A 24,589-nucleotide genomic window follows, 5' to 3' on the forward strand; every position below is an offset into this window, starting at 1 on the left:
GCCGGGGCCGCAGACGGCGCCCCTCGTTGTCGTTCTATAGATGTATAGGTTTTATAGAATTGCCACCTCTGGTGTCAAGCTCGAACAACGGTTGCGCACTCACATAGGGAGTGCGGTACGTTCGGTCTTTCCATGGCTCCGAATACCTCCCATGCCAAGGCGGCGCCGCCGCGAGTACCGCGAATGGCCGAGCTGGTGGCCGACCGGCTGCGGCGCCGCATCATCAGCGGGGATCTGGACGACGGCGACGAGCTGCCCCGCGAGGCGCAGCTGATCGCGGAGTTCGGGGTCAGCCGGCCGAGCCTGCGCGAGGCCATCCGGATCCTGGAGACCGAGGGCCTGATCCGCATCCGCCGCGGCAAGATCGGCGGAGCGGTGGTGATGCGCCCGACGGCCCACAGCGCCGCCTACCACTTCGGCCTCACGCTCCAGTCGCGTGCGACCACCCTGGACGACGTGGCGGTCGGGCGGGCAGTCCTCGAGCCGGCCTGCGCCGGGCTGGCCGCCGGGCTCCCCGACCGCCTGCGCAAGAAGGTCGTCGCCCGCCTGAACGAGCTGATCGACGCGAACGAGAAGCAACTGGGCTCCGACTACGAGTTCACCACGGGCGCGCTCGCGTTCCACGCGGGGATCATCGAGCACTGCGGCAACAAGACGATCACGCTGCTCGTCGGTACGCTCGAGAGCGTCTGGAGCTCCCAGGAGCGTCTCTGGGCCGCGAAGGCCGCCGGCGACGGCGCCTACCCCGACGCCGCGCAGCAGCGCGAGGTCATCCGCGCGCACCGCCGCGTCACCAAGCTCGTCGAGGCCGGCGACGTCGATGGCGCCACCAGGACGATGCGCGCGCATCTCGCCAAGTCCCAGCCGTACGTCAACTACGACGGGGTACCGATCGAAGTGCTGGGGACCTAGGCCGAGGTAGACGCGGTGCGCCCGGTGCTCGCGCTCGGGGTCGTCGCCGCGCGTCTGCTCGACCACAGCGAGGTTCCCGACTACTCGTCGCTGCTGCGCCTCGACGGGCGCGGCTACGTCGTGCTGGGCCGGATCGACGGCTTCGGATGGCGGCCTCCGGCGGCGGGACGATCCCGGGCTCTGGTGACGTGCCGAGATGGGTGATCGCCCGGCACCTGGCCGGCAGCTGATGTTCGACACTCCGTTCACCCGTGCCTTCGGCGTGGAGCACCCGATCGTCCTCGGCGGGATGCAGGCGGTCGGGCGGGCCGAGCTCGTCGCCGCGGCCGCCAACGCCGGCTGCCTGGCGTTCCTCTCGGCGCTCACCCAGCCGACGCCCGACGACCTGCGCCGCGAGATCGAGCGCACGCGCACGCTGACCGACCGGCCCTTCGGCGTGAACCTCACGATCCTGCCGTCGATCGACCCGCCTCCGTACGAGCGCTACCGCCAGGCGATCGTCGACGAAGGGATCACCGTCGTCGAGACCGCCGGCTTCAACCCGCAGGAGCACCTCGTCCACTTCCGCGAGCACGGCGTCAAGGTGGTGCACAAGTGCACATCGGTGCGCCACGCGGTCAAGGGCCAGCGGATCGGCGTGGACGCGATCTCCATCGACGGCTTCGAGTGCGCCGGCCACCCCGGCGAGGACGACGTTCCGGGCCTCGTCCTGATCCCCGCCGCAGCGGACCGGATCACCATCCCGATGATCGCGTCGGGCGGGATCGCCGACGGCCGCGGGCTGGTCGCCGCCCTCGCCCTCGGCGCCGACGGGGTCAACATGGGGACCCGCTTCATGTGCACCGCCGAGTCGCCGATCCATCACGACGTCAAGCAGCGGATGGTCGCCCACGACGAGCGCGACTCCGACGTGATCTTCCGTCCGTTTCGCAACACGGCGCGCGTCGCTCGCAACGCGATCAGCCAACGGGTCCTCGAGATCGAGCGCACGGGCGGGACGTTCGACGACGTGCGCCATCTGGTGTCCGGCGCCCGTGGCCGCGAGGTCTACGCGACGGGCGACACCGACCGCGGGATCTGGTGGGCGGGCGCGTCGCAAGGGCTGATCCACGACGTGCCGACGGTGGCCGAGCTCGTGCAGCGCATCGTCGGCGAGGCGGCCGCCACCGTCCAGGGGCGCCTGCGCGACGTGCTCGCCTGAGCCACGCCGATCGTCGCGGAGCGCACGGACCGAAGGGCCGGCGCGGTCCTGGGGGTTCGATACTTTGTATTGGCCCATGGATACCAATGATTCGAATGTCAAGACTCCCCCTCCCCATGTGCCACGGATGGCCGAGCTGGTGGCCGACCGCCTGCGCCGCCGCATCATCACGGGCGAGCTCGACGACGGCGCTTCGCTTCCCCGCGAAGCGCAGATGATCTCGGAGTTCGGCGTCAGCCGGCCGAGCCTGCGCGAGGCGATCCGCATCCTCGAGACCGAGGGCCTGATCCGGATCCGCCGCGGCAAGGTCGGCGGTGCGGTCGTGATGCGCCCCACCGCGCACAGCGCCGCGTATCACCTTGGCCTCACGCTCCAGTCGCACGCCACGACGCTGGACGACCTTGCCGCCGCGCGCTCCGTCCTCGAGCCGGCCTGCGCGGCCCTGGCGGCGGCGCTGCCGGACCGGGCGCGCAAGAAGGTCGTCGCGCGCCTGACCGAGCTCATCGACGAGAACGAGGCGCAGCTCGGCGCAGCGACCGACTTCACGAGCGGCGCACTCGCGTTCCACGCCGCGATCGTCGAGCTGTGCGGCAACACCACGATCACGCTGCTGGCCGGCGCCCTCGAGAGCGTGTGGGCGTCACAGGAGCGCCTGTGGGCCGAGAAGGCGGTCGATGACGGCGACTATCCCGACGCGGCCAGCCAGCGGCAGGTCGTCCGCGCGCACCGTCGCATCGCCAAGCTCATCGAGTCCGGCGACGTCGACGTCGTGACGCGCGCAATGCGCGACCACCTCAACAAGTCCCAGCCCTACGTCAACTACGACGCGGTGCCGATCGAGGTCGTCAGCTGATGGTCGGCGGGCGACGGCGCTCCTACGCTGCGCGCCAGCACGAGCGCCATCTCAAGCCCGCCCTCCGGCCGCGCCCGGGCGTCGAGGCGGGCGCCGTGAGCCGTCGCGACCGCGTGGACGATCGACAGCCCGAGCCCGACGCCCGCCGGCGCGCCGGCGCGTCCGTCATGGCGCCGGAACGGCTCGAACAGCGCCGGGAGGTCCTCCGGGGCGATCGGCGCTCCGCTGTTGCTGACCTCCAGGAAGGTCGTGGACTCGGTGGTTCCCGTGGCGACGCGAACCCAGCCGCCTGGAATGTTGTAGGCGATTGCGTTGTCGATGAGGTTGGCGGCCAGGCGCTCGAGCAGGACGCGGTCGCCGACCGTGGGCGCGTCGGCCAGCGCCGCGTCGACGGTGACGTGCACGTCCTCGTCCCGGTGAGCGGCCGCCACATCGAGCGCGTCCTCGACGATCGCCGCGAGGTCGAGCGGCTCGCGCGCGGCCGCGCCGCGGTCGCTGCGGGCCAACGTCAGCAGACCGTCGATCAGCGCCTCAGATCGGTCCACCGCGCCGCGGACCTCGACGGCCATCGCTTCGAGCTGCTCGGGCATGCGGTCGGGCTTGGCCAGCGTGACGTCGATCGCCGCGCGCATGAGCGTGAGCGGCGTGCGCAGCTCGTGCGACGCGTTGGCCACGAAGCGCCGCTGCGCATCGAACGCGCCGTCCAGGCGCGCGAGCATCGCGTCGAACGTGTCGGCCAGCTGCTTGAGCTCGTCGTCGGGACCCGTGAGCGCGATGCGCTCGCCGAGGGTGTCCTGTGACGCCCGCTGTGCCGCGGCGGTGATCGCGTGGAGCGGGCGTAACACGCGGCCGGCGACCACCCAACCAAGCCCGGCGGCGACGAACGTCATCGCCGCAAGCGCCAGCAGCGAGTAGATCAACAGGTTGCGCAGCGTGTCGTCGCGTTGCGTGGCCGCGCCCGCCTGGATGCCCGCGGCGACCAGGGCCTTGCACTTGGCCTGCAGGTTGGGGTCGAACGCCGGGGCGTCGGAGACCCGGCAGATGTCGGTCAGCTTCGGGTCGACGCCCACGGCGACCTTCCCGTCGCTGGGCAGCGACTGCGCCACCAGCACGTACGTCACGCCGAGCAGCGCCGCGCCCGCCGAGACGAACAGCACCGTGTAGAGCAGGGTGAGCCGCAGCCGGACGGTTCGCCGGCCGAGCATCGCCCGCGTGGCCGCGAGCAGGCGCGCGAGGCTCACAGCCGGTACCCGCTGCCGACGACGGTCTCGATCAGTTGCGGCTCGCCGAGCTTGCGTCGCAGCCGGCCGATCGTCACCGACACCGTGTTGCTGAACGGGTCGGCGTTCGCGTCCCAGACGCGCTCGAGCAGCTCCTCGGCGCTGACCACGGCGCCGTCGGTGTCGAGCAGCGCCTCCAGGACACCGAACTCCTTGCGGGTCAGCGTGATCGGGCGCCCGGCGCGCCCGACCCGCCTGCGTGCGCGATCGACGACGAGATCGCCGTGGGTGACGATCGGCGGCGTCGAGGGCGTCCGCCGGGCGAGCGCGCGGACGCGGGCGACGAGCTCGTCGAACGCGAACGGCTTGCCGAGGTAGTCGTCGGCCCCGAGCTCGAGGCCGTCGACGCGGGCGTCGACCGTGTTGGCCGCGGTCAGCATCAGGATGCGCGCGGTGGTAGGGCCGCCGACGATGCTCGCGCAGACCGCGTCGCCGTGCACGCGGGGGAGATCGCGGTCGAGGACGACGACGTCGTAGCGCGTGAGCGCCGTGGCCCGCAGCGCGTCGGCGCCGTCGTAGGCGACGTCGACCGCCATGCCCTGGTCGCGCAGCCCTTCACCGATGCGGTCGGCGAGCGCCCGCTGGTCTTCGACGACGAGAACGCGCATCGCGCCATGTTCCCGGGTCGCAGGTGACAGCGGGATAACACGCTGCGTGGTGGCGACCGGTGCGGGGGCCGCCGGGCGCGGTGTGGACCCTGGCGCAGCGCCGTTCGACGGCCCTCCGATGTGCCATGCCTGTTGGGCTCCCGTCATGGCCCGCGCCATAGAACGGCACAATGATCAGCTCGCTCCGGGTCGCCGGCCGCCGCGCCGTGACCGCCACGCTCCTCGTCTCTGCGGCCGCGGCCGCCTTCGGCGCCGCCGGCTGCGGCTCGTCGCCGTCCTCCCCGTCGGTCCCGACGGTGCCCGGCGGGTCCGCGGCGGCCGCGTCCCGCTCGAACCACGGAGGGTCGCGCGCGGCGGTGCAGGCCGCCGTGAAGTGCATCCGCAGCCACGGCATCCCGGCCTATCAGGACCCCGTCATCACGCCCGCCGGCGACGTGTTCACCGACGAGCGGTCCTTCCAGGACGCGCCCGACCCGGTGCGCCAGGCCGTCCAACGTGCCTGCAAGCGCGCGCTGACCGCCGCGCGGCTCGACCCCCAGCGCCAGCCGCCCGCACCGCCGGAGCTCGTCCGGGCCGGCGTCAAGACGGCGCAGTGCGCGCGCGCCCACGGCCTCCCGAGGAAGAAGGACCCCACCGCGCGATCGCCCTATACGCCGGGACACGGCTTCGGCAACTCTCCCGACGAGCTCCCGGATGGGAAGTCCTCACCGGGCTTCCAGGAGTTCCGGCAGGCCTGCCTCCAGGCGATCGACGCCGAGATGAAGGCCTCGTCGCTGGCCAGCCTCGGCGGCCACGAATGAGCGGGCAGCTGGAGGAGGCAAAGGTGGCGCCTGCCGCGCGCACGCGGCGACGCGTCCTGACGATCGGCCTCGGCGTGGCGGCCGCCGCCGCGCTCGTGGCGGCCGGGATCGTGGCGGTCGCCCGTGCCACGCGCGACGGGACGCCGCCGGCCTCGACCGCGCACGTCGTCACGGCCGCCGTCGTGCGGACCGACCTCGCGACCACGACGCAGGTGACCGGCGCGCTCGGCTTCGCCGGCGCGGTGACGGTCGTCGGCGCCGGGACCGGATCGGCGTTCACCTGGCTGCCGTCGCCGCATACGGTGATCCGGCGCGGGCGGCGGCTCTACGAGGTCGATGGCCGCGCCGTCCCGCTCTTCTTCGGCCGCCGCCCGGCCTGGCGCACGCTCGCGCTCGGGGTGGTGCCGGGGCGCGACATCGCGCAGCTGGAGGCCAACCTCGTCCGGCTCGGCTACGCGGACCGGTCGGTCGTGACGATCGACCGGCACTTCACGTGGCAGACGGCCGCCGCAGTCCGGCGCTGGCAGACCGCGGCCGGCGTGACCGCGACCGGCGCGGTCGCACCCGGCGACATCGCCTACGCCCCAGGACCGGTGCGCGTCGGGCACGTCGCCGCCCGCCTCGGCACCGCGCCCCAGCCCGGGCAACCGATCCTCACCGCCACGACCACGGTGCGCCAGGTGCGCGCGCCGCTTCCCGTCACCCTCGGGTACCTCGTGCACCGCGGCGACCCGGTGACCGTCACGCTGCCCGACGGCACGACCACCGCGCGCGGCGTGATCACGTCGGTGGGGCGCGTGGCGACGCCAGGCCAGAGCGGCGACGCCGGAGGGGGCGGCGGCGGGCAAGGTGCGCCCGGCGCGACCCCGGCCACGGTGACCCTGCTCGTGCGGCTGCGCGACGCCCGCGCAGGGCGCAGCGTCGACGCCGCGCCCGTGACCATCGACATCACCAGCGCACGCGCGCGCCACGTCCTCGCCGTGCCCGTCAGCGCACTGGTCGCGCTCGCGGGCGGCGGGTACGCCGTCGAGGTCGTCGACGCGCGCGGCCGCCGGCTCGTGCCAGTCCGCACCGGGCTCTTCGCCGACACGCGCGTGCAGGTCGACGGTGCGGGCCTGGCGCCCGGGACGCGCGTCGAGGTCCCGGCGTCGTGAGCGGCCCGCTCCTGGATCTCGCCGGCGTCCACAAGACCTATCCGGGCACGCCGGCGGTCTGTGCGCTGCACCCGGTCGACCTCCACGTCGACGCCGGCGAGCGCGTCGCGGTGCTCGGCCCGTCGGGCTCGGGCAAGACCACGCTCCTGCACCTGCTCGGCACGCTCGAGCGCCCGTCCGGCGGGACGCTGCGGGTGGGCGGCGACGACGTCTCGGGCCTCTCCGACGCCGCGCTGTCGACGCTGCGGGCGCGGCGGCTGGGCTTCGTCTTCCAGCGGTTCTTCCTGCTCGACCATCTCGACGCCGTCGGGAACGTCGCGCAGGCACTGCTCTATCGCGCGGTCGCGCCCGCCGAGCGGCGCACGGCGGCCGTCGGCGCGCTGGAGCGCGTCGGACTCGGGCATCGCCTCCGCCACCGGCCGGCGCAGCTGTCGGGCGGCGAGTGCCAGCGCGTGGCGATCGCGCGCGCCGTCGTCGGGCGGCCCGCCGTCGTCCTCGCCGACGAGCCGACGGGGAACCTCGACTCGCGCACCGGCGCGGAGATCCTCGCGCTGCTCGGGGAGCTCGCCGGCGACGGGACGACGGTCGTCGTCGTCACGCACGACGCCGCCGTGGCGCGGGCGCTGGACCGGCGGGTCGAGATGCGCGACGGTCGCGTGATCGCCGACGCGGGTGGACGGTCGTGAGCGCGTCGCGGGTGCGGATGCGCCCCGGCGACGTCCTGCGCACCGGTGGCGCGGCGCTGCTCGCGCGGCCGTGGCGGACGGCCCTGTCGGCGCTCGGGATCGCCGTCGGGATCGGCGCGGCGGTGGCCGTCCTCGGCGTCTCGGCCTCCTCGCGCGCGGCGCTGCTGGCCCAGCTCGGGGCCCAGGGCAACCTGATCACGGTCGGCGCGGGCCAGGGCCTGTCGGGCACTCCGGCGGCCCTGCCGACCACGGCGCCCGGCATGATCGCGAGGATCCCGCCGGTCCAGGGCTTCACCGCCGTCGGCTACGTCGCGGGCGCGACGGTGCGGCGCACGGCGGCGATCCCGGCGGTCGACACCGGCGGCGTCTCGGTCCTCGCCGCGCAGCTCGACCTCCCGCGCACGCTCGGCGCGCGCGTCGCCCACGGAGCGTTCCTGAACGCTGCGACGGCCCGCTACCCGGCGACCGTCCTGGGCGCGGCGGCGGCGGCGACGCTCGGGATCGACCGCGTCACGCCGGTCACGCAGGTCTTCCTCGGCGGGACGTACTTCACGGTCGTCGGGATCCTGCGGCCGGTCCCGCTCACGCCGGAGATCGACCAGGCGGCGATCGTCGGCTTCCCGGTCGCCGGCCGCATGCTCGGCCTCGGCGGCCACCCGACCTCGATCTACGTGCGGGCGCTGCCCGACCAGGTCCGCGCCGTCACCACCGTGCTGCCGTTCACCGCCAACCCGTCACAGCCCGAGGCCGTCCAGGTCAGCCGGCCATCGGCGCTGCTCGCCGCGCGCGCCACCGCACGCACGGCGCTCACCGGTCTGTTCCTCGCCCTCGGCGCGGTCGCCGTCATCGTCGGCGCGATGGGCGTCGCCAACATCATGGTGATCTCCGTGCTCGAGCGGCGGACCGAGATCGGCCTGCGCCGCGCGCTGGGCGCCCGCCGCCACCAGGTCGCCACGCAGTTCGTCGTCGAGTCGCTGGTGCTGTGCGGCCTCGGCGGCGTCGGCGGGATCGCCCTCGGGGCGCTGGCGACGGCCGTGTACGCGGTCACCAGCGGCCACCCGCTGGTCGTCCCGCTCACCGCGCTCGCGGGCGGGGTCGGCGTCGCGCTGGCCGTCGGAGCGATCGCCGGCGTCTACCCGGCCATCCGCGCCGCCCGGCTCGCACCGACCGAGGCGTTGCGGGCGAGCTGAAGCCGGGACGCTCTCGGTCGCCTACGGTCTCGTGCCCAGGCAGGTGGCCGAGACGGTCAGGCGCCGCGTGCTCCGCGCGGGGACGGCGCGGACGGTCACGGTCCATGACCGGTCCCCGCTCGCCTCGTCGGTCACCACCGACAGGGCCTCTCCGCTCGAGGAGGGATCGACGTCGTGTCCGCCCGAGATGACGCTCGTGCCGGCTGGGCACCGCGCCGTCGCCGTGGCGGACCGGTCGCGGCCGAACGCGGTCGACCCGCTCTTGACGCGGATGACCGACGGCGTCGCGCCGCTCACGCCGGGCGTCCCTGCGGGTCCTTGTGGCCCCGCCTCGCCCCTGGGGCCCTGCGCGCCGGCGTCGCCCTTGTCGCCGTTGTCGCCCTTGGGACCCTGGGCGCCCGTCGCCGCCACGCCCGGCGCGTCGGTGATCTGCAGGCACGCGCGGCAGCCGACCTCGAGGTCGTCCGGCGTCTTGACCAGGAGGTCGCGCGGCGTCTTCGGCGCGTCAGCGTCCACGGTCACCGGGACGTCGATCCGCTGATCGACCGCGGCGGTCGGCGTCGCGACGTGGACGCCGGCGCCGCTGATCAGCACCGTCGCGCCGGCCATCCCGCGGCCCCAGATCGTCAGGGCCTGCGCCCCGCCGCCGAGGACCAGGCCGGTCGGCGACACCGAGGTGATCGCGGGACCGTGGTCGGCGCAGGGGCGGGCGAAGGGCTGGACGCTGGCGCGCGTGTCCAGGATGTCTGCGTCCCCGGTGAGGACCCACGCCATCTCATGCGCAGCGTTGTCGGCCACCGCGGGGAACGTGGTGCTCCACGAGGACCAACCCGGCGCGAACATCCCCGGCTGGCCCCGGTCCAGGGCACCCGGATCGAAGTAGTTGAAGTCGCCGGCGGGAATCGACTCGTTGGTCCGGCTGCGGTTGTTGGCCGCCAGCTGGACGGTCGACTGGCTGGTCCCAGCGTCGAAGGTCGTGCAGATCAGGCCGCCGGGCTTGACGTCGAAGGTGCTCGCTCGCGCAGGCTGGACCGTCACGACAACCGTCGCGGCCAGGACGGCGGCGACACCGCAACCCCACCGGCGCATCTTCTTGTGGTTCATCTAGTTCTCTCCATTGATCAGGTAGTGGCTACGGACGCCGCAGCCATCCGACGCCGGGGCGGACGGGCCCGGGCGGAGGACCCGCCAGGCGGGCGGGGAAGACGGAGCAGGACATCAACTCGGCGAGGCCCGCCTGCGGCGAGCAGTAGCGGGCCTCGGGGGCGAAGTAGCGGGCCTCGGGGGCGAAGTAGCGGGCCTGGGGGGCGAAGTAGCGGCCCGGGGCGAAGTAGCGGTCGGCGTGGGTGGTGCTCGTGGTGGTGTTCATGGATGGGAACACTGCGGCTAAGGGCCGCGGGCGCACATCGGACAACCGCCCCCACTTCGTGGCCCGCACGCCCTATTGACCATCGGGTAGGGGTCCTAGGCCCGCTGGTGTAGGACCCCTGGACCCACCGGGATGGGAGGGTCATGCCTGCCATTCGACGCGAATGCCTGATGCGGGCACCGCCATCTCAGCGTCACCGTCAGGCTCCATGCACACCGCGCTGCGTCATCCCCGCTTCGCCCGCCTGCTGGCCGCGCTGGCCATCTCTCAGGCGGGCGACTGGCTCTACAACCTCGCGCTTCTGGCCTACGTGGACCACGAGACCCACTCGGCGACGTGGCTGGGCCTCACCACCGCCGCGCGCGTCGCGCCGATCGTCGTCGCGGGTCCGCTGGGCGGCGTCTTGGCCGATCGGGTCGACCGCCGCACCCTGATGATCGCGACCGACGTCGTGCGCGCCCTGCTGATGGGACTGCTCGCGCTCGTGGCGATCGCCGGCCTGCCCGTCGTGCTGGCGCCGGCGCTGGCCGCGCTGGCCACCCTGGCGGCCGTCCCCCACGCCCCGTGCGTCGCGGTGAGCACGCCGCAGCTCGTCGATGCCGATGATCTCCCGGCCGCCAACGCGGCGCGCGCCGCCATCGGGCCGACGTGCATCGTCGTGGGCCCCGCGCTCGGCGCGGTCCTTCTGCTCCTCGGCCCGCCGAGCTTGGCCTTCGCGCTCAACGGACTCACGTTCGTCGGCTCGGCGCTGTTGGTCGCGTCGATCCCCGCAGGCGCGGCGTTCCGGCCCGCGGCCCGGACCGACGGTTGCAGCAGCGTCGTCGGGCGCCCGACCGTCCTGGCCGACCTGCGCGCCGGTGCGCACGCACTCCTGACGCGGCCAGCCGCCTGCCGGCTCGTCGGGGCCGACGTCGCCTGCAGCCTCGTCTACGGCGCGCAGACCGTCCTGCTGCTCCTCGTCGCCGGCCGGCTGGGCCTCGGCGCCGACGGCTACGGCTACCTGCTCGGCGCCATCGGGCTGGGTGGCGTGATCGGCGCCGTGGTCGCCGGGCGGCTGAGCCGCGAGGGCCGACAGCCGGCGGCGCTCGCCGGCGCGCTGCTGTGCGTCGCGGTCCCGCTCCCGCTCCTGGGCATCGTGGACGGCCTCGGCCTGGCACTCGGGCTCAGCTTCGTCGGCGGCGTCGGCGCGATCACCGTCGAGGTCCTCGCCGAGACGGGTCTGCAGCGCTCCCTGCCCGCGGACGTGCTCGGTCGCGCCTACGGCTTCGCCCTGCCCGCGGCGTTGAGCGGGATCGTCGCCGGCTCGCTGCTCGCGCCGGTGCTCGTCGCGCTCGCCGGCCTCGGCGGCGCGCTGACGCTCCTGGGCGCGGCTGTCGCGCTCGTCGCCGTCGCCGTGGCGCGGCCGCCGCGAGTCGCCACCGTGACGACCGCGGTGCCGGCGGCCGGCTAGTCCGCGGCGGCGCCGCCGGCGACCGCGTCGTCGAGCAGGCCAAGCCGCTGCGCCATGCCCGCGGCCTCCACGCGTGAGCGCGCGTCGAGCTTGGCCAGGATGCGCGAGACGTGGACGCTCACGGTCTTCTGACTGATGAAGAGCGTCTCGCCGATCTCGCGGTTGGTCGATCCCGCCGCCGCCAGGCGCAGGACGTCGAGCTCCCGCGCGGTCAGGCCCACGCGCTCCGCGGCCGACGGCTCGCCCGTCGCCGCATCGTCAGGCGATGCCACCGCGTCGGCGTCCTCGAGCGGGATCCGCGCCCGCCGCGCCAGCGCCTCGAGCTCCGCGCGGAGCGGGCGCGCGCCCAGCGCGACGGAGACGACGTGTGCCGCGGACAGAACCTCGGCGACGTCGCCGCGGGCGCCGCCGGCCGCGAGCGTCGCCTCGGCCTGACGCCAGCGCGCGTATGCCGCCTGGAACGGCACGCCGAACTGCTCCCAGCGCGCTGCGAGCTCGGCCCACGTCTCCGGCGTCGCGACGCCGCGGGCACGCTGCTCGTCGGCCGCCGCCGTGGCGAGCTGCAAGAGCGCCTCCGGCGGCGTGTCGGAGCTCGCCGGCCACCGGGCCTCCTGGATCAGCCGGCCTGCCCGCGCGATCGCCTCGGCCTCGCCCTGGGCGTCGCCGGTGGCCCGGGCCCGCGTCGCCAGGTCGGCTTCGGCCCTCGCCCCCACGGCCACGATCGGCCCGAGGTAGTAGGCGGCCATGGCGTCGTCCTCGTCGCCGCCGGCCAGTTGCTGCGCCACCGTGGCGCGGACGTCTGCGGGACGACCGTCCCAGATCGCGGCCGCGGCGCGAGCGGCGGTGGCCGGCGCGGTCCACATCGACCCGACGGCCTGGCGCTGGGCGGCGTCGGCTTCGGCGACCAGCCGCTCTGTTGCCGTGCCGTCGCCGCGCAGGGCGTCGAGCTCCGCGCGCCCCAGCAGGGCCGTGGCCCGGGCCACGCCGATGGCCTGGGGCGCCAGGAGCGCCTCGTCCAGCGCAGCCGAGGCCTCGTCCCAGCGTCCGAGGCGCATCAGCCGGTGCGCCATCTCGGCGAGCAGCAACGGCAAGAGGGCGCGCAGGCCTTCGAGGCGGGCTCTCGCCACGCCATCGCGGGCGACCGCCGCGGCCTCGGCGATGTGACCGCGCTGGTCGAGGATCTCGCCGAGGTTGACGTAGGCGCGCGTCAGCTCCTCCAGATCACCGACCTCCTCGGCGATCTCGCGCGCGACGCGCATCGCGGCGATGCCCTCATCGTGGCGACCGATGATCGCCAGCGACGGGCCGATCGTGTTCAGGATCCGGCCCTCCTCGGCGCGGTTGCCCGCGGCGCGGGCGAGCGCGAGCGCCTCCTCGCTGCGCTCGGCGGCCTCCACGCCGCGCCCCAACAACATCAACAGATGCGCCTGCGTGCCGAGGACCCGCGCGCGCTCGGCGGGCGGTGCGTCGGACGGCATCAGCGCGACGGCGGTGCCCGACGCCTCCAGCGCGTCACGCGAGAGTCCACCGACCCAGAGGTAGCGGCTCAGGCGCTCGTGCAGCGCGGCGCCCGTCAGCGGGTCTCGCTCGACGTCGACGAGCGCCAGGGCGCGGCGCGTCAACGCCGCCGCGCGATCCTGGTCGCCCGACAGCTGCGCGGCGTCGGCGGCACGGCGCAGCAGCTCGATGCGCGACGGGCCATCGGCGCGCCGCTCGGCCGGCACGGCGTCCCACAGCTCGGCGGCCCGCTCGAAGTGGGCGTTGGCCTCGGCGAAGGCGGCGACCCGCTCGGCCTCGACGCCGGCCTGCGCCGAGGCCGTGAACGCCGCCGGCAGGTCGTGCGCGGCCGACCAGTGGAACGCCAGCTCGGCCGCCACGCCGCGGCCGGAGGCCGACAGCGCCGGGTCGTCGCTCAGCGCCCGGCCCAGCGCTGCGTGCAGCGGGCCGCGCTCGCCCGGGAGCAGGTCGTCGGCGATCGCCTCGCGCAGCAGCGCGTGGCGGAACATGTAGACGTCGCTCTCGGGCTCGTGGACGAGGATGTGGTGGACGACGGCCTCGCGCAGCCCGGCGACCAGCGCGTCCTCGGGCAACTCGCTGGCGTGCTGCAACAGCCCGTGGCGCATACGCGGTCCGGCCGCGGCCGCGACGCGCAGCACGGACTGGGTGTCGCGAGTGAGCGTCTCGATGCGCAGCATGAGCGTGTCGCGGACGTCCTCGGGCAGCCGCAGGTCGCGATGGCCGCCGCCGGCGGCGACGAGCTCCTCGGTGAAGAACGGGTTGCCCTCCGCACGCGCGAACAGCTCCTCGACCAGCAGCGGCGACGGGCGCTCGTCCAGGATGCCCGTGAGCTGCGCCACGAGCTCGTCGCGCGTGAAGCGATCCAGCACGAGGCGCGTGACCCCGGGCGCACGGTCGGCCTCAGCCAGGAACGGGCGCAGTGGGTGCCGGCGGTGCATCTCGTCGGTCCGGTAGGTCGCCACGACCACGAGGCGCTCGCTGCGGGCGTTGCGGATCAGGAACGTCAGGAAGTCGCGCGTCGAGCGGTCGGCCCAATGCACGTCCTCGACGACGAGCAGCAGCGGCCGCTCCCCGCCCAGGCCGCCGAGGAGTCCGAACAACAGCTCGAACATCCTCCCCTGCGCCAGCGGCGCCGCGGTGGACACCTCGGCCTGACCCTCGACCTGGGGCAGCAGCGCCGCGAGCCCACGGGCGTTGGCGCCCAGGACGGCCTCGAGCTCCTCGCCGCCCACGCCGCGCAGCGCGCCGACGAGCGGAGAGTAGGCGAGCTCGGCGTCACCGAGGTCGACGCAGTCGCCCGAGAGCACCCGCGCGCCATCGGCCGCGCTGCGGCGCGCGATCTCCTGGACGAGCCGGCTCTTGCCGACGCCGGACTCGCCACCCACCAGCACGAACGCCGGCCGGCCGTCACCGGCGGCGCTGACGGCCTCACTCAGGTGCGCGAGCTCGCGTTCGCGGCCCACGAAGTCCGGACTGGCGACGCGACTGGACACGCGCCCCAGCATCGCATGTCATCCGGCGCCGGCGAATCACCACGCGGGCCGCTGATCCGTACCTCGTCCGGGTCCGCCCCGGCGGCGAGCTCGTCGATCCGTCCCAGCAGCGCGGTCTTGCCGATCCCGGCGACGACGACGCAGCCCCGCTGCCTGCGCGGGGCACGATCGGCAAGCTTCCCCAACAGCGCTGCTTCGGCGTCACGCTCGAGCAGCTCTGACCGTGCCGTCACGGGCCTCTCGTACCAGCTTCCGTCAGCTCCGCGCCCCTACCGCAGCGAGATCCGTGTCCGCCGCACGGTGCCGTCGTCCAGCGTGAGCTTGATGTTCCACGTGCCGACGCTGAGCGGCTTCGTCGACAGGTTGTAGTGGTACTCGCCCGAGCCGGCCTGGTAGGCGAAGTCCTTGCCGTTGGTCGGCGTGGCCGTGACCGTGGTCTCGACGTCGGTGCCGAGCACGCTCCCGGAGTAGCGCTCCATCTCCACCGTGATATGCGCGGTGGCCACCGTCTGATCCGCCGCGTCGCGGAGCCGCAGCTTCAGCGGCACCGTGCTGTTGAGCTTGTACACGCTGGAGCCGTCCGGGTTGACCGGCGCCAGCAGGCCGCTGTAGGCGTAGTGGACGCCGACGTCGCAGCTCGCCGTGCGCTCGTGCCCGACGTTGTCGGTCGCGGTGCGCGTGATCGTCTGGTCGCCGACGCTGTCGGTGTCGACCGAGACGGTGCCCGACGGATCGTCGAGCAGGCCGGACTGGCCGTCGCTCGCGCTGACCAGGACGCTCGCCGTCCCGTGCAGGAGCACGGAAGAGGGGCAGTCGAGGTCCAGCGCCGGCTTCTCGGTGTCCACCTGGACGCTGCGCTGCGCCTCCTCCGACGTGTGACCCACCAGGTCCTGGATGGTCCGCGCGGCCGTGCCCGACGCCGTCAGCGTCTGGGGTGCGGCCACCGAGGCCGGGTCCACGCCCGCGCCCGCGCTGCCGTCGCGCAGGTCCGGATCGCCGTGGTCGGTCGTGCTGAGCGTGACGGTGTCGCGGAACCAGCCGCCGTCGCCCGCGTACTCCGCCGCGCGGTCGGGGCTGATCGACGGTGCGGCCGGCGCGGTCTGGTCGACCTTGACGGGGTCGGACTCCGCCGACCAGCCCGTCTCGGTGTGGTTGACGTCGTCGATGCCCTTGACGCGGAACCGCCACGTGCCCTCGTCGGCGAGATCGCCACTCGCGAACGCGCGGCTCGCGTCGGCGAGGCCGGCGGCGGCCTCCTCCCAGTCGCCGCCCGCGTCCTTGCGCTCGAGCACGTAGCGGATGGGACGGCTCGAGTCGGCGGACGGCGTCCAGCCGATCGTGAAATCACCGGCGTTGGGCGTCGCGCCCGCGGTGAGCCCAGGCGTACCCGGGTCGGGGTAGCGCACCTCGTAGGTGCAGCTTTCGGTCGTCGCGTTGCCCGCCACGTCGATCGCCGTGACGCTGTAGGTCTGCGTCCCGGGGACGGAGGTCACCACCGGCTGGGCGCCGCTGGGGTCGCCGCCGGCCGGGAAGCCCGAGCCCTCGTCGGTGGCGGTCACGATCGCGTCGGCGGGGTCGTCGAGCAGCACCGTCGCGGGGCAGTCGACGGCGACCGCCGGGGCCACGGTGTCGACCGTGAACGTGCGGACCGCGGGATGGGGATCGACGTTGCCGGCCGGGTCGACCGAGCGCACCGACAGGCTGTGCGGGCCGTCGGAGAGCGTCGCCGTCTGGAAGGGCGTGGTGCAGGTCGCGTAGGCCGCGCCGTCGACGCTGCACTGCAGCGCCGAGCCGAGCTCGCTGGACGCGAGCTGGAACGTCGGCCGCGCGGTGTTGATCGCGCCGCTCGGCTGGAGGCCGATGGTCGTCGCCGGCGGGGTGCTGTCCTCCTGCCAGGCCGGGTTGTTGTCGGCGCCGAGGTTGGCCGTGCGGTTGGCCTGCGAGCCGCCGGTCGGGGTCATGGTGTAGATCTCGTCGTTGCCGTCACGCGTGCTGGTGAAGGCGATCAGATCGCCCTTGGGCGACCACGCGGGGCTCGTGTCGTTGCCCGCGCCGGTCGAGCGCTGCGTGGCGGCGCCGCCGGTCGCGCCCATGGTGAAGACCTTGAACAGGCCGCCCGTGCGGTTGCTGTGGAAGGCGATCGTGGCGCCGTCGGGCGACCAGGCCGGACCGCCGTCGTTGGTCGTCGCGGCGTTGCTGGTCAGGTTGAGCTGGCCCTGCCCGTCCGCGTTCTCCTTGAGCACCTCGTTGCCCTGGCCCGTCGCGCTGCCCGAGGTGAAGCGCTGGAACGCGATCTCGGCGCCGTCCGGCGACCAGGCCGGGGCGAAGTCCGACGCGCTGTTGTTGGTGATGTTGGTCTGCGAGCCGCCCGCAGCGCCGACCTTGAAGATCTCGTTGTTGCCGGTCCGGTCGGTGCGGAACGCGATGTAGGCGCCGTTGGGCGACCACGTCGGCTCCCGGTCCTCGCTGCTGTTGGCGGTCAGCTGCGTCAGGCCGCTCCCGTCGCCGTTGATGGTGTAGATCTCATAGTCGCCGTCGCGGTTGCTGGCGAAGGCCACCTTCTTGCCGTCGGGCGACCAGGCCGGATCGACGTCGCTGCTCGGGTCGTCGACGAGGCTCACGGGGAACGTGCCGTCGGCGTTGGCGACCCACACGTCGTTGTTGCCGGTGCGGTTGGTCCCGAAGGCGATGCGCCCGTTGCCGCCCACGGGCGCGTTGGGGCTCGGGGCCGCGAGCAGCGCGGCGCGCACCATCGGCGCGAAGCCCGAGGAGTGGCCGAGCGCGTTGGGGTGGTAGGACTCGCCGGTCGGGTTGCTCAGGCCGTTGAGCCACTCGGCGTTGTCGCAGACGGCGTGCCCCACGAAGGCCTGGCGGACGTCGACGAACGACATCCCGTGGGCCCGTGCCCGAGCCCGCGTGACGTTGGCGAGCATGTCGGCCGTCGCGTTCAGCTTGGTCATCTCGTCCGAGCTGAAGAAGGTCAGCGCGTTGCAGTCGGTCCCGTTGAACAGGCGTGGGTAGCCGACCGTCGTGACGACCGCGCTGGGTGCGCGGCTGCGGATCGCGTTGTAGACGAGGTCGAGGCGGCCGGGCAGCGTGTTGTTGATGTAGTTCTGCGCCGTGGTGATGTCGCTGTCGCAGCTGACGAACGGCTGAGCGCACTTCGTGATGACGCTCGAGAAGCCGGCGTCGTTGCCGCCGATGGAGATCGAGCCGTACTTCGTGGTGGTGGTCAGCGAGCCGAGCTGGTTGTTGAGGACGTCCTGGGTCTTCGCGCCGCTGCAGGCGGCGAAGGTGAAGCTCGAACCCAGCGAGTCCTTGATGAGGTACGGGTACGCGGAGACGCTGCGCTGGCAGCCCGAGTCGAAGTACGTGCGGGTGCCGGTGCCCGAGGCGTAGGAGTCGCCCATCGCGACGTAGTCCACCGCGCCCGCGATCGCGGGCGACGCCAGGGCGATCATCGCCGCGCAGGACAGCGGCATGACGGCACGCCGAAGGGAACGGCGCAAGAGCGCCGGAATGCTGGACCGGTCCATCGATGTCTCCTCCGTGGCGCGGGCGCGCCGGTCGACCCGCGACCCGCGGGGGCCAGCAACGTAGACCGCGCACGCTCCCGGGGCCCATAGGACATCCGTCCGGTTTCGGGACGGGCGGTGAAGGTCGTCATCATTTGGGATGAGGCCGCGTCATCCCGCGACGGCCGGGCGACGCGCTACGGGCGCGCTTCGAGCAGTCCGGCGAGGCTCTCCGTGGACGAAGCAGCGGTCCAGCGCGACGTCCGTGTCAGCGCGACGGCTCCGACCGGGTCGGCCGCCGGCGAGGCATGAGCCCCGCCGACGGCCACCGGATCACGGCTTCTCTGCCCCCAGGCGCTCCCCGGCGGCTGCCGCCTCGGCGGCGTCGCGCACCACCTGGGCCGACGGATGGGCGCCCGTGAGCGTCAGCAGCCGGCCGGCGTCGGAGCCGGGCAGCACCTCGTAGGTCGGCCAGCGGATGACCTGTGGCTGCTCGCTCGCGTCGCGGCCGGGATCGCGCAGCTCCAGCGGCTTGCCGTCGGCGGCGGAGACCCACAGCGTCCACACCGGCCGGCCGGCTTCGGGCTTCAGCGAGACGGGCCAGGCGTCGGTGCCGTCGTGGACCTCACGCCCGCCCACGACCATCCGGCCCTCCTGGAGCAGGCTCCGGACCTTGCTGACGACGAGGTCGCCCGGCAGCATGGCATGGTCGCCGGGCTTGCTGATCGCCGGCTTGCCGCCGGCCGCGACCTTCGCCCCGGCGCGTTTGGCCTTGGCGGCGTCGCGTCCGGTCGGCGGCCCCGCGGGCGCGTCGTAGATCGTGTCCGTCGCCGGGTCGTAGAGCGCCTGGCCCGAGGTCTCGAACGTGTGCGCCCCTTCGGTCCTCAGACGCTCGGAGTCGGGGTCGTCCGCGTCCTGCCAGAACTCCCGCGTGGTGGTCTGCGCGCCCGTCGTCTCGACGCTGCGGACGTGCAGGATCGTGCCCGACGGTGGGTTCAACCACCGCAGGGTCTCCGTGATCGCCGAGGCCGAGGACGGCCCGCCGACGTCGCCGGGCCCACCGCCGAGCATCACCACCGCGGTCGCGGTGAGCGTGACCCCGACCGCCACCGGCACCGCGACGGCGCGGGGGACGGTGCGGCGGGCGGCGATCGGCTGGTCGCGCACGCGGGCCAGCAGGTCGGCGTCGAACGCGTTCTCGTCGGCGCGCGCCATGTGCGGACGGGCCGCACGCAGACGGACTTCGAGGTCGTCGTTCACATCGTGTTCCATTGGGGACGCTCCTTGGTGGTGGTCGGGGTGAGGGCGACGCGAAGCCGGCGGCGCGCCCGCGCCGCCCGCATCCGGAACGCCGCGGGCGTGACGCCGAGCGCCTGGGCGGCATCGGCGCTGGACAGGTCGAACCAGGCCGTCAGCACGACGGCCTCGCGGTCCAGTGGTGAGAGCGCCATCAGCGCGGTGCGCAGCTCGTCGTCCGCGATGCGATCGGCGGGATCAGGGCCGGGCGCGCGCGGCTGGAGATCCAGCAGCGCATGCAGTGCGCCGGCGCGCCGGCGGCTGCGCCGCGCGTTGGCCAGGACACGGCGCGTGACGCCGATCAGCCAGCCCAGCTCGGCGCTGTGCGGGATGTCGCGCTGGCGGCGCCAGGCGATCGCGTACGCCTCGGCGACCGCGTCGTCGGCGTCCTCGCGTGACGCCATGGACCGGGCGTAGGCGAGCACGCGAGGGTAGGTCGCGCGGTAGAGCTCTTCGAAGTCCACGCTGGGCAAGTGTCCACACCCTCGCCGATCGCAACCGGTGCCGCGGCGATCGCCCGTGCTCCGCGGTCAGCGACGCGCCGGCGCCGGCCCTGCTCAGGCGATGTTGGGGTAGTACTGCCGGCGCCTCGTGACCGGCGTCCGCGGCCAGCGTCGCCGGCCGCCTGGCGTCTGCCCTGGCCTGGGATGGACTTCGAACAGGACCGAGAACACGGTCCACCCATCCTGCCTGGCTCAGCTGCGCGGCCGGGCCTGCTGAACCGCCCAGCCGTTGCCGTCGGGGTCGCTGAAGAACACGAACGAGCCCCAGGGGAAGTCGTGGATCTCGCTCACCTCGACCCCGCGGGAGGCGAGGCCGTCGCGCACGGCCGCGACGTCGTCGACGACGACCTGCAGCCCCTGCAGCGAGCCCGGGGCCATCGGCGTCAGCCCGGTCCCGATCGAGATCGAGCAGGCCGACCCGGGGGGCGTGAGCTGGACGAAGCGGATCTCGTCGCTGACGACGTGGTCGTGGTCGGCGGCGAACCCGGCCTGCTCGGTGTAGAACGCCTTGGCGCGGTCGACGTCAGAGACCGGAACCGGGACAAGCTCCAACCGCATGGTGTTCTCGCTCATGGGATGCCTCTCGCTTTCTGTCAGCACGAGTCGACGTCACGCCGGCGTTCTCCGCGGCGGCCGGCACGATCTGGGGTCCGGTGAAGCAGGACTGGGATGCGTTGCTGGCCAGCCGGTTCACCACGCAGCAGCTGGAGGACGTGATCGACTTCCTCCGCGCGACCAACGAGGTCACCCGGCGCCACATGGAACGCTTGGCCGGGGAGAGCCCCATCTCCCGCCGCTGACCCTCGCTCACCGCTTCAGAAGCGCGCGGAACGCGCTGTCGAAATGCTCGACCGGTTGCGGGAAGTTGGCCTGGGCTCGCGCGACGTTGCGCTTCGTGACCACCTGGACCGGCGCGTCGACGTTGGCGGGCAGGGGCTTGCCCCCGACCGCCGCGAGGCAGGCCTCGATGCCGAGTTGGCCCATCGAGTACGGGTACTGGGCGACCGTCGCCGACAGCGCGCCGCGCTTCACCGCGGCGAGGGCCTCGGGGATGCCGTCGAAGCCGACCACCGCCACCCGTCCCTGCCTGCCGGCGGCACGGGCCGCGTCGGCGACGCCGAGCGCCATCAGGTCGTTCACGGCGAAGAAGCCGTCGACGTCGGGGTGGGCACGGAGCATCTCCTCGGCGGCCAGCCTGGCCTTCTCGCGCTCGAAGTCGGCCGCGACGGTCTCGATCACGTCGAAGCGGCCGTGCGCACCCTGCCGGAAGCCCTGGGTGCGGTCGCCGCTGCTGGAGTCGCCCGGAATCCCGGCGATCACCGCGACCCTGGCGCCACGGCCGACGAGCCCGGCCATCGCGTCCGCGGCGAGCGCCCCGCCCGCGACGTTGTCGGTCCCGATGTAGCTGCTGATCTTGACCCCGGCCGCCTGCGCCGCCGCCTTGTCGACCAGCGAGTCGACGTTGACGATCGGCGTCCCGTCGGGGATCTTCGCCAGCGAGCGGACCAGGTTGGTCTGGCTGATCGGGTTGACCACGTAGCAGTCCGCGCGGTCTTCGGCCAGGTTCTCGAGATCCGAGGCCTGGCCGGCGGTGCCCTGAAGCCCGGCCGGGGAGGCAGCGAGCCGCAGCGGGGCCTCATGGCGCCGGGCGGTCGCCACGAGGCCGTCGCGCATCGTCACGAAGTACGGGTTCTCCAACCCCTTGATCACCGCCGCGAGACGGACGCCCCGGGTGTCGCGTGCAGGGCGCTTGTCGCCCTCGCCGCAGCCCAGGGCAAACGCCGTGATCAAGCCCGCGAGGAGCATCCACCGCCAAGGTCGGCGGGTCATGGACCCATGCTAGCCAGGCGGTGTGGCAAGTGGGTACGGTGATCCGACTATGGACCGAGTGTTGCGGCACTCGTGGTTTCGCTCGGCTGGATCGGTCCGCAACGCGCTGCTGGCGCTCATCGTGCTGCTGGGGGTGGCGGGCTACCTCCTCACGAGCAGGACGATCCGCAGCGATCGCGATGCGGCCGCGGCGCGGCGCGCCCAGTCCGAGAGCGTGCAGATCCAGGAGGTCCTCGGGCGCGCCAGGGCGTATGTGGCGGGCCTCGGCGACGTGCTGACCGTCGAGCCGCAGCCCAAGCAGGCGCGGTTCGCCAGGTTGGCCGGCGGGACGGCGGCCAGCGTGGGGCTCGACGACGTGCTCTGGGTGCAGCACGTGACCGACGCCGAGCGCCCCCGTTACGAGCGCCGCATCGGCGCGCCGATCACGCGGTTGACGCCCTCCGGGCGCCTTGTCCGCGCTCCCCGGGCCGCGTCATACCTGCCGGCCACCTTCACGAGCACGACGCGTCCGGAGCTGCAGCCCGGCGTGGACGTGTCGAGCTTCCCCGGCCTCGCCGCCGCGACCCGCAACCGCGCGAGCGTGTTCGCCACCAGCGCAACCAGGCCGAGCTCGCTCGCGGGCGAGCCGGGGGTCTACCTCCTCGAGGCCACCCGCTTCGGCCGGGGCCCCGACAGTCGCGGCTTTCTCGTGGTGTTCGTTCCACGCGGATGGTTCACCACGACGCTCCAGGGCGACCCGAATCGCATCGCCATGAGCCAGGACGGACGCGTCGTCGCCGGCAAGGTCGCCCCGTCCGACGCCGCCGCGAGCTTCGACACCCTCGGACGCCGCTGGCACATCGGCGTCGCGCGCGAGCCGCCGTCGGGACTGCAATCCACCCTCCCCTGGCTCGCGCTCGCCTGGCCCTGCGCCGTGGCGCTGATCGTGTTCCTCGTGGGGCGGGCGATCATGCTGCGCCGCCGGGCCGAGCGCGACGTCCAGCGGATCTTCGACCTCTCGGCCGACATGCTCGCCACCATCGGGTTCGACGGCTACTGGCGACGGGTCAACCCCAGCTTCGAGCGGACGCTCGGATACCCGAGGGAGGAGCTGCTCGCCCGGCCGTTCACCGACTTCATCCATCCCGGCGACGTGCAGCCCGCGCGCGAGCAGCTCGCTCACGTCATCGACGGAAGGGAGGCCGTCGGGTTCGAGATTCGGTTCCTCTGCGCCGACGGCTCCGAGCGCCTGCTCCAGTGGAACGCTCGGGCCGTGCCCGAGGAGGGCATCGTGTACGGCATCGCGAGGGATGTGACCGACCGGCGGCGGGCCGAGCGTGAGTTCGAGGCGATCTTCAACCTCTCGCTCGACCTCCTGTGCATCGCGGGCCTCGACGGCTACTTCCGGCGGGTCAATCCCGCCTTCGAGCGGGCGTTCGGGTACTCCAGCGAGGAGCTGGTCTCCCGCCCATTCCTCGACTTCGTCCATCCGGACGACCGGCAGCGGTCGCACGACGCGCTCGCCGAGCTCAGCGGTGGTCAGGAGGTCGTCCGGTTCGACAACCGCAACGTCCGCGCCGACGGCTCCATCCTGTGGCTCGAGTGGAGCAGCCGTCCGGTGCCGGACGAGGGCATCTTCTACGGCTCGGCCCGCGACGTCACCGACCGCAAGCGTGCCGAGGCCGAGCTGCGCGAGGCTCAGGGCGCCGTCGAGGAGAGTCGCGCGGCCCTCCGCGTCCATGCCCAGGAGCAGGAGGCGCTGCGGCGCGTCGCGACGCTCGTCGCGCGCGATGTGCCGCCGGCCGAGATCTTCTCGGCCGTCGCCGAGGAGGTCCGCCGCCTCTTCGGCGCCGGCATGGCCGCCGTGGCGCGCTTCGAGCCCGACGGCACCGCGGTCGTCGTGCTCGGTCAGGCGCATGATGCAGACGCGGTGCGGGTCCCGAGGTGGCGGGAGCTCGACGAACCACTGGCCACCGCGGCGGTGTTTCGGACCGGCCACTCGGCTCGCCGCGACGTTGAGGACTTCGCCGGGGCGACGGGCGTCGCCGCGGTGAAGCTGGGCAGGTTGGGAAACCGCTCGACGGTCGCGAGCCCGATCGTCGTCGAGGGCCGGCTGTGGGGCGTGATCTCCGTCTCGACCAAGCGCGAGCCGATGCCTGCCGACACCGAGGAGCGCATGGCGAACTTCACCAAGCTCGTCGCGACCGCCATCGCCAACGCCGAGAACCGGGGCGAGCTGGAGGCCTCGCGCGCGCGTGTGGTGGCTGCCACCGCCGAGGAGCGGCGGCGCGTGGTGCGCGATCTGCACGACGGCGCGCAACAGCGCCTCGTGCACACCGTGATCACCCTGAAGCTCGCGCTCCGGGAGATCCGCGACGGCGACGGGCAGGCCGAGGCCCTCGTGGGTGAGGCGCTCGACCACGCCGAGCAGGCCAACGCCGCGCTCCGCGAGCTGGTGCACGGCATCCTTCCGGCCGTCCTCACCAGCCGCGGACTGCGTGCCGGTGTCGAGGAGCTCGCGTTGCGCAGCCCGCTGCCCGTCACGGTGGACGTGTCCGCGGAGCGACTTCCCCTGGCGATCGAGGCGACCGCGTACTTCGTCGTCAGCGAGGCGCTGACGAACGCGATGAAGCATTCCGGCGCGCAGCGGGCGGAGGTGAGCGCCGTGGTCGACGGCGGCGAGATGCGCGTCGAGATCTCCGACGACGGGGTCGGAGGAGCCGACCCTGCCCGCGGGTCGGGGCTGACCGGTCTCGCCGACCGGGTCGAGGCGCTGGGGGGAACCGTCGGGATCACCAGTCCGGCGGGGAGCGGAACGTCGCTGCTCGCCAAGATCCCGATCGCCGGACGGTGATGACGGGCGCCGGGCCTCCTCGCCGGTTTTGCGCGCACGTGTCGATTTCGTCGCCTGCCGTTCGTCTACAGGCGACCATCCCCGTCAGGAGGAAGCAC

Annotated in this window: 21 protein-coding genes; 11 read left to right on the forward strand and 10 right to left on the reverse strand. The window is 73.7% G+C overall.

Going from position 1 to position 24,589, the window contains the following annotated elements:
• Nucleotides 1-183: 183 nt before the first annotated feature.
• From VK501_RS28380 to VK501_RS28395, 4 genes are all read left to right on the forward strand, one after another.
• Nucleotides 184-912 (forward strand): FadR/GntR family transcriptional regulator, encoded by a 729-nt coding sequence (locus VK501_RS28380; protein WP_324343424.1) that lies wholly within the window; start codon nucleotides 184-186, stop codon nucleotides 910-912.
• A 15-nt stretch (nucleotides 913-927) separates the two neighbouring features.
• Entirely contained in the window at nucleotides 928-1,116 is a 189-nt protein-coding gene (locus VK501_RS28385; protein ID WP_324343425.1) for a hypothetical protein, read from the forward strand.
• A gap of 25 nt (nucleotides 1,117-1,141) precedes the next feature.
• Entirely contained in the window at nucleotides 1,142-2,113 is a 972-nt protein-coding gene (locus tag VK501_RS28390; protein WP_324343426.1) for a nitronate monooxygenase family protein, read from the forward strand.
• Between the two features lie 127 nt (nucleotides 2,114-2,240).
• Nucleotides 2,241-2,966, forward strand: coding sequence for a FadR/GntR family transcriptional regulator (locus VK501_RS28395; protein WP_324343427.1), 726 nt, complete (start codon nucleotides 2,241-2,243; stop codon nucleotides 2,964-2,966).
• Here the strand turns inward: VK501_RS28395 and VK501_RS28400 are convergent.
• Both VK501_RS28400 and VK501_RS28405 read right to left on the reverse strand, forming a co-directional pair.
• Complete coding sequence (locus tag VK501_RS28400; protein WP_324343428.1) at nucleotides 2,933-4,207, reverse strand: HAMP domain-containing sensor histidine kinase; 1,275 nt, start codon at nucleotides 4,205-4,207, stop codon at nucleotides 2,933-2,935. The genes VK501_RS28395 and VK501_RS28400 overlap by 34 nt on opposite strands.
• The gene (locus tag VK501_RS28405) at nucleotides 4,204-4,854 is read right to left on the reverse strand and encodes a response regulator transcription factor (protein ID WP_324343429.1); all 651 of its coding nucleotides are present in this window, start codon (nucleotides 4,852-4,854) and stop codon (nucleotides 4,204-4,206) included. Before VK501_RS28405 ends, VK501_RS28400 begins: the two co-directional genes overlap by 4 nt.
• Nucleotides 4,855-5,024: 170 nt before the next feature.
• Between VK501_RS28405 and VK501_RS28410 the strand changes: the two genes are divergently transcribed.
• Genes VK501_RS28410 through VK501_RS28425 form a run of 4 tightly spaced genes read left to right on the forward strand, consistent with a single transcriptional unit; the run spans nucleotide 5,025 to nucleotide 8,684 of the window.
• Nucleotides 5,025-5,654, forward strand: a complete 630-nt coding sequence (locus tag VK501_RS28410; protein ID WP_324343430.1) for a hypothetical protein — start codon at nucleotides 5,025-5,027, stop codon at nucleotides 5,652-5,654.
• Nucleotides 5,651-6,808: a peptidoglycan-binding domain-containing protein gene (locus tag VK501_RS28415; protein WP_324343431.1), complete on the forward strand. Its 1,158-nt coding sequence runs from the start codon at nucleotides 5,651-5,653 to the stop codon at nucleotides 6,806-6,808. The genes VK501_RS28410 and VK501_RS28415 overlap by 4 nt, the downstream gene beginning before the upstream one ends.
• Nucleotides 6,805-7,494 (forward strand): ABC transporter ATP-binding protein, encoded by a 690-nt coding sequence (locus VK501_RS28420; protein WP_324343432.1) that lies wholly within the window; start codon nucleotides 6,805-6,807, stop codon nucleotides 7,492-7,494. Before VK501_RS28415 ends, VK501_RS28420 begins: the two co-directional genes overlap by 4 nt.
• A 17-nt stretch (nucleotides 7,495-7,511) precedes the next feature.
• Nucleotides 7,512-8,684 (forward strand): ABC transporter permease, encoded by a 1,173-nt coding sequence (locus tag VK501_RS28425; RefSeq protein WP_414641209.1) that lies wholly within the window; start codon nucleotides 7,512-7,514, stop codon nucleotides 8,682-8,684.
• Nucleotides 8,685-8,705: 21 nt separating this feature from the next.
• Here VK501_RS28425 and VK501_RS28430 read toward each other — a convergent pair whose 3' ends face one another.
• Nucleotides 8,706-9,788 (reverse strand): hypothetical protein, encoded by a 1,083-nt coding sequence (locus VK501_RS28430; RefSeq protein ID WP_324343434.1) that lies wholly within the window; start codon nucleotides 9,786-9,788, stop codon nucleotides 8,706-8,708.
• A gap of 28 nt (nucleotides 9,789-9,816) precedes the next feature.
• Nucleotides 9,817-10,053, reverse strand: a complete 237-nt coding sequence (locus VK501_RS28435; RefSeq protein ID WP_324343435.1) for a hypothetical protein — start codon at nucleotides 10,051-10,053, stop codon at nucleotides 9,817-9,819.
• Nucleotides 10,054-10,261: 208 nt separating this feature from the next.
• Between VK501_RS28435 and VK501_RS28440 the strand changes: the two genes are divergently transcribed.
• Nucleotides 10,262-11,503: an MFS transporter gene (locus VK501_RS28440; RefSeq protein ID WP_324343436.1), complete on the forward strand. Its 1,242-nt coding sequence runs from the start codon at nucleotides 10,262-10,264 to the stop codon at nucleotides 11,501-11,503.
• Here VK501_RS28440 and VK501_RS28445 read toward each other — a convergent pair.
• From VK501_RS28445 to VK501_RS28465, 5 genes are all read right to left on the reverse strand, one after another.
• Complete coding sequence (locus tag VK501_RS28445) at nucleotides 11,500-14,514, reverse strand: helix-turn-helix transcriptional regulator (RefSeq protein WP_324343437.1); 3,015 nt, start codon at nucleotides 14,512-14,514, stop codon at nucleotides 11,500-11,502. The genes VK501_RS28440 and VK501_RS28445 overlap by 4 nt on opposite strands.
• A gap of 269 nt (nucleotides 14,515-14,783) precedes the next feature.
• Nucleotides 14,784-17,996: a GDSL-type esterase/lipase family protein gene (locus VK501_RS28450; RefSeq protein ID WP_324343438.1), complete on the reverse strand. Its 3,213-nt coding sequence runs from the start codon at nucleotides 17,994-17,996 to the stop codon at nucleotides 14,784-14,786.
• 366 nt (nucleotides 17,997-18,362) lie between these two features.
• Nucleotides 18,363-19,301 (reverse strand): hypothetical protein, encoded by a 939-nt coding sequence (locus VK501_RS28455; protein ID WP_324343439.1) that lies wholly within the window; start codon nucleotides 19,299-19,301, stop codon nucleotides 18,363-18,365.
• The gene (locus VK501_RS28460) at nucleotides 19,286-19,789 is read right to left on the reverse strand and encodes an RNA polymerase sigma factor (RefSeq protein WP_324343440.1); all 504 of its coding nucleotides are present in this window, start codon (nucleotides 19,787-19,789) and stop codon (nucleotides 19,286-19,288) included. The genes VK501_RS28455 and VK501_RS28460 overlap by 16 nt, the downstream gene beginning before the upstream one ends.
• A gap of 231 nt (nucleotides 19,790-20,020) precedes the next feature.
• Complete coding sequence (locus tag VK501_RS28465; protein ID WP_324343441.1) at nucleotides 20,021-20,401, reverse strand: VOC family protein; 381 nt, start codon at nucleotides 20,399-20,401, stop codon at nucleotides 20,021-20,023.
• 80 nt (nucleotides 20,402-20,481) lie between these two features.
• Here VK501_RS28465 and VK501_RS28470 point away from each other — a divergent pair, with 80 nt between their 5' ends.
• Entirely contained in the window at nucleotides 20,482-20,628 is a 147-nt protein-coding gene (locus VK501_RS28470) for a hypothetical protein (RefSeq protein WP_324343442.1), read from the forward strand.
• Nucleotides 20,629-20,635: 7 nt separating this feature from the next.
• On the opposite strand, the gene VK501_RS28475 is transcribed toward VK501_RS28470, so the two are convergent.
• On the reverse strand, nucleotides 20,636-21,658 hold the full coding sequence (locus VK501_RS28475; RefSeq protein WP_324343443.1) for a substrate-binding domain-containing protein: 1,023 nt from the start codon (nucleotides 21,656-21,658) through the stop codon (nucleotides 20,636-20,638).
• A 49-nt stretch (nucleotides 21,659-21,707) separates the two neighbouring features.
• Here VK501_RS28475 and VK501_RS28480 point away from each other — a divergent pair, with 49 nt between their 5' ends.
• Nucleotides 21,708-24,491: a PAS domain S-box protein gene (locus VK501_RS28480; protein ID WP_324343444.1), complete on the forward strand. Its 2,784-nt coding sequence runs from the start codon at nucleotides 21,708-21,710 to the stop codon at nucleotides 24,489-24,491.
• The last annotated feature ends 98 nt before the right edge of the window (nucleotides 24,492-24,589 follow it).

Source organism: Baekduia sp. (assembly GCF_035318805.1).
GTDB lineage: Bacteria > Actinomycetota > Thermoleophilia > Solirubrobacterales > Solirubrobacteraceae > Baekduia.

Coding starts and splice junctions, on each gene's coding strand:
- VK501_RS28395 (WP_324343427.1), top strand. CDS start 2,241: ATGGCCGAGCTGGTGGCCGACCGCCTGCGCCGCCGCATCATCACGGGC.
- VK501_RS28455 (WP_324343439.1), bottom strand. CDS start 19,301: ATGGAACACGATGTGAACGACGACCTCGAAGTCCGTCTGCGTGCGGCC.
- VK501_RS28435 (WP_324343435.1), bottom strand. CDS start 10,053: ATGAACACCACCACGAGCACCACCCACGCCGACCGCTACTTCGCCCCG.
- VK501_RS28480 (WP_324343444.1), top strand. CDS start 21,708: ATGGACCGAGTGTTGCGGCACTCGTGGTTTCGCTCGGCTGGATCGGTC.
- VK501_RS28430 (WP_324343434.1), bottom strand. CDS start 9,788: ATGAACCACAAGAAGATGCGCCGGTGGGGTTGCGGTGTCGCCGCCGTC.
- VK501_RS28475 (WP_324343443.1), bottom strand. CDS start 21,658: ATGACCCGCCGACCTTGGCGGTGGATGCTCCTCGCGGGCTTGATCACG.
- VK501_RS28425 (WP_414641209.1), top strand. CDS start 7,512: ATGCGCCCCGGCGACGTCCTGCGCACCGGTGGCGCGGCGCTGCTCGCG.
- VK501_RS28380 (WP_324343424.1), top strand. CDS start 184: ATGGCCGAGCTGGTGGCCGACCGGCTGCGGCGCCGCATCATCAGCGGG.
- VK501_RS28410 (WP_324343430.1), top strand. CDS start 5,025: ATGATCAGCTCGCTCCGGGTCGCCGGCCGCCGCGCCGTGACCGCCACG.
- VK501_RS28405 (WP_324343429.1), bottom strand. CDS start 4,854: ATGCGCGTTCTCGTCGTCGAAGACCAGCGGGCGCTCGCCGACCGCATC.
- VK501_RS28390 (WP_324343426.1), top strand. CDS start 1,142: ATGTTCGACACTCCGTTCACCCGTGCCTTCGGCGTGGAGCACCCGATC.
- VK501_RS28450 (WP_324343438.1), bottom strand. CDS start 17,996: ATGCCGCTGTCCTGCGCGGCGATGATCGCCCTGGCGTCGCCCGCGATC.
- VK501_RS28415 (WP_324343431.1), top strand. CDS start 5,651: ATGAGCGGGCAGCTGGAGGAGGCAAAGGTGGCGCCTGCCGCGCGCACG.
- VK501_RS28465 (WP_324343441.1), bottom strand. CDS start 20,401: ATGAGCGAGAACACCATGCGGTTGGAGCTTGTCCCGGTTCCGGTCTCT.
- VK501_RS28440 (WP_324343436.1), top strand. CDS start 10,262: ATGCACACCGCGCTGCGTCATCCCCGCTTCGCCCGCCTGCTGGCCGCG.